Origin of the sequence: Paraburkholderia piptadeniae (genome assembly GCF_900007165.1) — a bacterium.
GTDB lineage: Bacteria > Pseudomonadota > Gammaproteobacteria > Burkholderiales > Burkholderiaceae > Paraburkholderia > Paraburkholderia piptadeniae.
On record NZ_CYGY02000273.1, the window covers coordinates 1 to 686 of the forward strand.

General features: G+C 62.0%; 1 protein-coding gene. It reads right to left on the reverse strand.

The genetic code is table 11. From position 1 onward, the window contains the following. Positions 1 to 57: 57 nt before the first annotated feature. On the reverse strand, positions 58 to 686 hold a 629-nt coding region (locus BN2476_RS45195), incomplete at its 5' end, for a zinc-binding dehydrogenase (RefSeq protein WP_143811275.1).

Genomic DNA, 686 nt, shown 5'->3' on the forward strand with positions numbered 1-686 from the left:
GGCCAGGCTGCATGATCTGGGGGGCCCGCGGTCTGGCCGGCGGGCCACCCTGATGCATCAATCGAGTTCCATCACGATCCGTCCATCCACTGTCCCTTCGCGAAGTGCGCCGAATACAGCGTTGATGTTCTCCAGCCGGTCGCGATGAACGTGGGCTCGAACGCTGCCTTGTGCCGCAAAGTCGAGCGATTCCTGTAGATCCCGCCGCGTGCCGACGATGGAGCCGCGCACCGTAATGCCGTTGAGAACCGTCGAAAAGATCGGCAGCGGAAAGTCGCCTGGCGGCAAACCGTTAAGGGAGATCGTTCCGCCGCGGCGGACCATACCGAGAGCCTGCGCAAATGCGGTGCGCGAAACTGCGGTGACCAGCACGCCATGCGCGCCGCCGATTTCCTTCTGAATGAAGTCCGCCGGGTCGGTGGTGTTCGCATTGACTGCGAGCGTGGCGCCCAGTTTGCGTGCAAGTTCGAGTTTGGTGTCGGAAATGTCGACGGCAACAACGTGCAATCCCATCGCGATTGCGTACTGCACAGCGACATGTCCGAGCCCACCGATACCCGAGATCGCGAGCCATTGACCCGGACGCGTGTCGGTGACGCGAATGCCTTTATAGACTGTGACGCCGGCGCAGAGAATGGGGGCGATTTCATCGAACGCGACGTTGGCGGGAAGATGCCCGACGTAGT